Raw genomic sequence first — 7,496 nt, forward strand, 5'->3', positions numbered from 1 at the left:
ATTCCGAATACGGTTACAAATCTTGACGCAGCATTTGATGGATGCAGCAGTTTAAGCGAGGCACCTGTGATACCAGACCATGTTGTGAGTATGGTTGCAACTTTCAGTGGATGTGTAAAATTAGTAAAAGCTCCGGTTATCCCATCCAGTGTCGTTTATCTGAATAATACCTTCAGCCAATGTACAAGTCTGGTTGAGATACTGGAAATTAAAAATGGAGTAGTGGATATGCAGTATGCATTTGAAGGCTGTACCAGTTTGATAAAAGCTCCTGTGCTACCAGACAGTGTAATATATCTTCAAAATGCATTTAAGGGCTGTACCAATCTTGTACAGGCTCCTGCTATACCGGATGGTGTTATCGATATGAGAAGCACTTTCGAAGATTGTAGTAAACTACAGGGAGAAATGGTTTTGTCCGGAAATCCGCGGGATTATTATAACAATGAAGGCAAATTAATTCATGGGAACCAGAACTGTTTCCTGAATGTAGCCACAGGCGGCAGTGGATTGATCGTAAATTACACGGCGGATTGTAAAAATATTGATCAGATTATTGCAACCAGGGGTGCAGGGAACAATAAGGTAACGAAAGGGAAGCTGGTTACCGTTCCAAGTACCGGAAGATACCAGCTTTACTTTGATGCGAATGGCGGTACGGTGAATCCGGACAGAAAGTCCGTGAAAACCGGTGACAAGTATGGGGAGCTTCCAACACCCGTAAAAACAGGTTATCATTTTGCCGGATGGAGTACGGATAAGATTGGATCGCAAATTGTTACCTCCGAGACGGTTTACAGTTTAAAAGAAGACCAGAGATTATTTGCAGTCTGGAGATACGAGAATTTTTCAAGTAAATGGAATTATGATGTAAATGAAAAGACGAAGACGATTACCGTGCGTAAATATATTGGAAGCGATGCCACGGTCGTTGTTCCTGACAAAATAAAACTCAGCAATACAGATTATGCGATCGTGGTAGGTAAAACCGGGGATCGGGCAAAAAACGGGGTATTTAGTAAAAACAGGCTGATTGCATCCATTCAGTTTGAGAGTGGAGTTAAGTATGAAGATAATAATATGCAATATGCCTTTGCAGAATGCAGCGGGCTGAAGACAGTATCCGGAATACCGGACAGTGTAGTAAATTTAAAAGGTGTATTTCAGGATTGTACCAGTCTGGAAAAATTTTATGATCTGCCCCAGAATAAAAATATTAAAGATATCAGCAGTGCATTTACCAGATGTACAGCGCTCAAAGAAGTAGAAAATTTACCACAGGGTGCCACTGATTTATCTCAGATTTTCTCAGGATGTATTAATCTGCTGGAGATCCCTGAGCTGCCGTTAAAAGCAGAGAATATATCCGGAGCTTTCGAGGACTGCAGAAGTATAACGAAGGCACCGTCTATCCCATCCAGTGTGAAGGACTTAAGATTTGCGTTTTCCGGCTGCAGTAATTTAACAAAAGCACCATCCATACCGAAGAAGATAAAAGATTTAAGCGGATATCTGAAAGGGTGTGAAAAAATCACCAATGCACCGTCCATACCTTCCGGTGTGACAAATATGGAGGCGACATTTTCAGGATGTGTAAGCATTACAAAAGCTCCAAAAATACCATCAGGTGTTACCAATTTAGAAGAGACTTTCCGTGGCTGTAAAAAGTTAAAGAACGCACCGGTACTTCCGGAAAAAATAAAGAATCTTTATTACACTTTTGAGGGATGTTCCAGCTTGGAGGATGCCCCGAAGATTCCGGCAACGGTAAGAAATTTATCAAATACATTCAGCGGATGTGAAAGTTTAAAGAAGGCACCGGCTATACCAAAGGGTGTAACTTCTCTGCATGAAACATTCTATAATTGTAAAAGTTTAACAAAGACACCATCCATACCAAATGGAGTAAAAGAGATGTACAGCACTTTCCAGGGCTGCAGTTCCTTAAAAACAGCAACCGAGATTCCGGATTCCGTAACCTCTATGCGTTATACATTTTCTGGTTGCAGTAAATTAACCCAGGTCTATGCCATTTCAAATAATGTTCAGGATATGATGGGAACATTTACTTATTGTACCAGTTTACGTCAGGCTCCAGATATACCAAAGAGTGTAAATAACATGATCAATACCTTTAAAGAGTGTGTAAATCTGCAGGGTAAAATGATCATTAATGCAGATCTGAGAAAACCGATCTTTGAAGATGGAGCTTATGGAGGCGATGATGAAATCGACGGCTTAGAGGCTTACTTCCAGACTTTCTACAATGCAGGAATTAATGGCTCAGGCTTAACTCTGGATTACGGAAAGAACTGTAAGAACATCAGCAAAATCGTAGCTTCAAAAGGCAGTGGTAACAATAAGGTGAAGAAGGGCAAAAAGGTAACCATACCTTCAAAAATGAATTATGAAGTTAAGTTTAATGGTAATGGTGGTAAGTCTGGTAAGGCATCTAAGACCATTAAATACGGATCATTCTATGGAACACTGCCATCTGCTAAACGAGCAGGATATGAGTTTAAAGGCTGGTATACCAAGAAAAAGGGCGGAAGTAAAATTACTTCTGACAAAAAGATTAAGTCGGCAAAGAACCGCACCGTCTATGCCCAGTGGACAAAGGTTAAAGTGAAAAAAGTATCTGGGATCAGCTTATCCAGTACAACGAAGACCCGGATGGTTGTTTCCACAAAAGAGGTAAAGGGAGCAAAGGGCTATCAGATTTTATATGCAGCAAATTCTTCCTTTACAAAAGGCAAAAAGTCTTTGAATACGGGATTGCTGAACAAGACTGTTAAGAAGCTGAAAAGCGGCAGAAAGTATTATGTAAAGGTGCGTGCATATAAAGAAGACTCTACCGGAAAGCGTATTTACGGATCTTACAGTAAAGCCGCAGCGGTAAAAGTAAAATAAATAAAAAACGGAAACTGCATCTGCATGTAGTTTCCGTTTTTTATTACATTATGAATTTTCTTCACTTTCCGGCTGGCTGAATGCGGAAAGTGCAGCGCTGATATCTCCAAGAAGGGCATCAGAAAAGCCGTCATTCAGCTGAAGAACCCAGCTTGACCCGTCATTTGCCAGCTTTAGGTCTATATTTTTGGTAATTGCCTGTTTATTAGCTTTTAACGCTTCTAAAAGATACTTGGAGGTCTTGTCCGACAACTCCGAATCCGTTGCTCTTATTGCAGCGGTTGTATTGGCATATTTCATAAGAAGATCCCGGTATGTATGAAGTACACTTTCCAAGTCCAGACTGGTAATATCCACATTGACAGTTGCATAATTTTCGTCCTGCGTGGAAGTGTGTATCTTATAATCAAAATATTTTTCGATCTGGTCTGCCAATGCAAGGTCGATTTCCGGATAGAGAGCATTTCCGGTGGCGAAAATATCTTCCATTCCCAGATACTGTATCCAACCCTTTGCATCCAGTTTTTTAAAGCTCTCCATGTATATGGATAGAACTTCTTCCGGTGTAATCAGGTAAGGGTTTTTTAACTGGGAAACAAAACCGCTGACCAGGGCATCTTCTAATTCAGGTGAATTATCGATAGACCAGTTATCATCGTTTTTGGTAAGTGGGATTTCTGCAGTTGTAGTGATAAGGTCATAGCTGTTCTTGGATAGAAAATTGTGTAATAAAGTGAAGTAGGGAGTTAAACCGGAGATTTCCTGGGATTCGTTCTCTAAGGAAGCACTTTGGGCAATGAGGGCTTTGCAAAGATCCTTGGCCAGTGCATTTGTATCAAGATTTTTGATTTCGACGGCAACAGTCGCATGATCGCCGTCAATTTTTGTCGATTTAATTTTGTAAGTGAAGTTCTTGAAAAATAATTTAATGGATTCGGTTGCTTCCGGGCTGATTGCTTCAGAGCTGGAGTGAGTATGTATCATGTCTTCATAGGAAATGAAAGACTTGATTGTATTTTCATCCAGATGCTGGATCAGATTAAGTTCTTTTTTTACGGTTTTTTTGGGTGCACTGTCCGTACAGCCTGAGAGCGGAACAAATATCACACATAAAAAAAGTACAGACAATAACAATCTGATGGAATATTTCTTCATGGGAGTCTCCTTTAAAAAATAAAATAGTAACTAACGAATCCGGCTGCCTGTAAAATTAATATAGCAGGGATTCCTATAACAAATGATCTGTGTTTTGTCTTATGTCTAAAAAAATACATACCGCACAGAGAACCGGTACTTCCGCCAACCAGAGCAATGAGGAATAGTGTCCGTTCCTTTATGCGCCATTTGCCGCGCCTTGCTTTGCTCTTATCCAGACCCATGGAAAGGAAACCAATAAGATTGATCAGAATAAGATAAAATGTTGTAATTGAGTACATGTGAAATCCTTTCGACAGTATTTGACAAATTTAGTAATAAGTTTCATCTCATACTGAATCTGTGTCATCTACTATAGTTTATACGAAAAAGGGCAGATTGTCAAACCTCTTGACAATTTTTGAAAAAACCGATATATTAATACTGCAATGTGTTAAAATATCTTAGGAGGATTGAATATGTATTCACTGGATGAAGTAAGGTCAGTAGACCCAGAGGTAGCGTCGGCAATCGAAGCAGAACAGGATCGGCAAAACAGCCATATAGAGTTGATAGCATCTGAAAACTGGGTTAGTAAAGCAGTAATGGCGGCAATGGGAAGCCCGCTGACAAACAAATATGCAGAAGGGTATCCGGGTAAGCGTTATTATGGCGGATGCGAATGTGTGGATGTTGTTGAAACTCTGGCCATAGAAAGAGCAAAAGAGATTTTTGGATGTACTTATGCAAATGTTCAGCCCCATTCCGGAGCACAGGCTAATATGGCTGTATTTTTTGCAATGTTAAAGCCAGGAGATACCGTGATGGGAATGAATCTTGCACACGGCGGACATCTGACACATGGAAGTCCGGCTAATATGTCCGGAGCTTATTTTAATGCGGTTCCTTATGGGGTAAATGATGAAGGCTTTATCGATTATGAAGAAGTAAGAAGAATTGCCCTGGAATCAAAACCGAAAATGATCGTTGCAGGTGCAAGCGCATATGCAAGAACCATCGACTTTAAGAAATTCCGGGAGATTGCAGATGAAGTAAATGCATATCTGATGGTCGATATGGCACATATTGCAGGACTGGTAGCAGCCGGAGTTCATCCAAGCCCAATCCCATACGCTGACGTTGTAACAACGACAACCCATAAGACACTTCGCGGACCACGTGGTGGTTTGATCTTATGCAGTGAAGAAACAGCAAAAAAATTCAACTTCAATAAAGCAGTATTTCCAGGAATTCAGGGAGGACCTCTGATGCACGTGATTGCAGCAAAAGCAGTCTGCTTTAAAGAAGCATTATCCGATGAATATAAAGAATATCAGAAAAATATTGTTAAGAATGCCCAGGCACTGAGCAAAGGTCTGATGAGCCGTGGTATTAAGATTGTATCCGGAGGTACAGATAATCACCTGATGCTGGTTGATTTATCCGTTCTTGGACAGACCGGAAAAGCAGTTGAGAAAATTTTAGACAGCGTTAATATCACCTGCAATAAGAATACAATTCCAAATGATCCCCAGTCGGCATTTGTAACAAGCGGTGTAAGACTTGGAACACCTGCAGTAACAGCCAGAGGTATGGTAGAAGCTGATATGGATATCATTGCTGAAGCTATTGCAATGATGCTTCAGTCACCGGAAGAAAACCATGATAAAGCATTGGCACTTGTACAGAGCCTGACCGAAAAATATCCATTATCATAGATTAATTAGAAACCACTTTTTCCTGAACAGGCAGTAAATCAGGAAAAGGTGGTTTTTTGAATTTTATGTGAATTTAATGAATTCTTAATGACACGCTTAGTGGCAGGTGGTATAATCAACATTATTATGGATTTATGGAGGAAAACGATGGATAAGAAGAAAAAGAAACTTATAATTGTTATAGCAGTTATCCTTGTCTTGGCAGTAATAGGTTTAGCGATATGGTTTTTCAAATTCAGAGGGACAGGCTCAGCTTCAGGTAAGAATGTCGTATATGTGGATTCCGTGGCAAATCTTGCCGGTCTATCCAGCGGGGATGGTTTGAACGGGAGATATTCCGGTGTTGTAGAACCCCAGGAAACCTGGAAAATTGAAGTTTCTCAGGATAAGAAAATAAAAGAAATCTATGTAGAAGAGGGGCAGGAGGTTAAAGTAGGGGATAAGTTATTTACCTATGATACCCAGGACTCTGAAGATACCCTGAATCAGTCTCAGATTGATCTTGAACGTATTCAGTCTGATATAGATACGGCTAATAATAATATTGCTGAGCTGGAGAAGGAGAAAAAGGAAGCTGGTGCAGATGAACAGCTGAGCTATACAACACAGATCCAGACAGCCCAGAACTCTGTAAAGCGGTCAGAGTATGAAAAGAAAACGAAAGCAGTGGAAATTGAAAATCTGAAAAAGACCATTGCAAATGCGGATGTACTCAGTGAAATCGGCGGAGTTGTAAAGTCCATTAATAAGGATGGTACTGCAACAACGAGTACCGGCGAAGCAGAACCATTTATGACGGTACTGGCTACCGGGGATTACCGTGTAAAAGGAAAAGTCAATGAACAGAATATGTCTTCCATAATTGAAGGCAATCCGGTTATTATCCGTTCCAGAGTGGATGAGGATAAAACTTGGAAGGGAACACTAACGTCAGTAGAAACAGACAAGCCGGAATCCGGCCAGAACAGTATGTATATGAGCAGTGGAAGTTCTGAGACATCTTCCAGCAATTATCCATTTTATGTAATTCTGGATTCAGCTGATGGTTTAATGCTGGGTCAGCACGTTTATATCGAAATGGATAATGGGCAGGAAGATCATAAAGATGGAATCTGGCTGGACAGCTACTATCTGGTTATGGATGAAGAAAAACCGGAAGAAGCCTATGTATGGGCAGCAGACTCCAAAGATAAACTGGAAAAACGAAAAGTAACTCTTGGAGAATTTGATGAGGATCTTCAGAAATATCAGATTACAGAGGGACTGACTGCGGAAGATTACATTGCTTATCCGGATGATACGATAGAAGCCGGGGCTCCGGTAACCAGAAATATCAACGATCTGTCAGGACAGAATGATTCAGATGAAGGCAGCGGCGGCGGAGCAGAAGATCTTCAGGGCGGTGAAGGTGTAATGCCGGGAGGAAGCATGGATGGCGGAATGGATGCAGGAAATGGCGTATCCGGCAGCATGGATGTTCAGGAGATTAATGGCAGCGACGAAGGCGGCGAAGCAGAGATTGCGCCAGGTGATGATGATGGAGCTGATGATGCAATGGATGAAAATGACGTTGAAGGAAGTGTAGTATCGCCGGGACCTGTAACGATTGAAGGTGATGGTTCTGCGCCGGCTTCAGCAGGCAATTAAGAAATGGAGGCAACAAAGTGATTCTTGAGTTAGATCATATCTATAAAGATTATATTCAGGGCAAAATGGTTGTCCCGGTATTAAAGG

The 7,496-nt window shown here is 41.0% G+C and carries 5 protein-coding genes; 3 read left to right on the plus strand and 2 right to left on the minus strand.

Going from position 1 to position 7,496, the window contains the following annotated elements:
• Nucleotides 1-2,910: leucine-rich repeat protein (locus tag RHS_RS31305; protein WP_395022836.1), on the plus strand; the 2,910-nt coding region annotated here is incomplete at its 5' end.
• Between the two features lie 48 nt (nt 2,911-2,958).
• Here the strand turns inward: RHS_RS31305 and RHS_RS17595 are convergent.
• Nucleotides 2,959-4,065, minus strand: coding sequence for a hypothetical protein (locus tag RHS_RS17595; RefSeq protein WP_044293070.1), 1,107 nt, complete (start codon nt 4,063-4,065; stop codon nt 2,959-2,961).
• A gap of 11 nt (nt 4,066-4,076) precedes the next feature.
• Entirely contained in the window at nt 4,077-4,346 is a 270-nt protein-coding gene (locus tag RHS_RS17600; protein ID WP_027293597.1) for a DUF1294 domain-containing protein, read from the minus strand.
• Between the two features lie 177 nt (nt 4,347-4,523).
• Here RHS_RS17600 and glyA point away from each other — a divergent pair, with 177 nt between their 5' ends.
• On the plus strand, nt 4,524-5,762 hold the full coding sequence (gene glyA, locus RHS_RS17605; protein ID WP_027293598.1) for a serine hydroxymethyltransferase: 1,239 nt from the start codon (nt 4,524-4,526) through the stop codon (nt 5,760-5,762).
• Between the two features lie 147 nt (nt 5,763-5,909).
• Entirely contained in the window at nt 5,910-7,409 is a 1,500-nt protein-coding gene (locus tag RHS_RS17610) for a biotin/lipoyl-binding protein (RefSeq protein ID WP_047833918.1), read from the plus strand.
• The last annotated feature ends 87 nt before the right edge of the window (nt 7,410-7,496 follow it).

The sequence above is a fragment of the Robinsoniella sp. RHS genome, assembly GCF_001029355.1.
Lineage (GTDB): Bacteria > Bacillota > Clostridia > Lachnospirales > Lachnospiraceae > Robinsoniella > Robinsoniella peoriensis.

What these genes read in the sequence shown, in the direction of transcription:
- RHS_RS17610 (WP_047833918.1), top strand. Translation starts at nt 5,910, where the DNA reads ATGGATAAGAAGAAAAAGAAACTTATAATTGTTATAGCAGTTATCCTT.
- glyA (WP_027293598.1), top strand. Translation starts at nt 4,524, where the DNA reads ATGTATTCACTGGATGAAGTAAGGTCAGTAGACCCAGAGGTAGCGTCG.
- RHS_RS17600 (WP_027293597.1), bottom strand. Translation starts at nt 4,346, where the DNA reads ATGTACTCAATTACAACATTTTATCTTATTCTGATCAATCTTATTGGT.
- RHS_RS17595 (WP_044293070.1), bottom strand. Translation starts at nt 4,065, where the DNA reads ATGAAGAAATATTCCATCAGATTGTTATTGTCTGTACTTTTTTTATGT.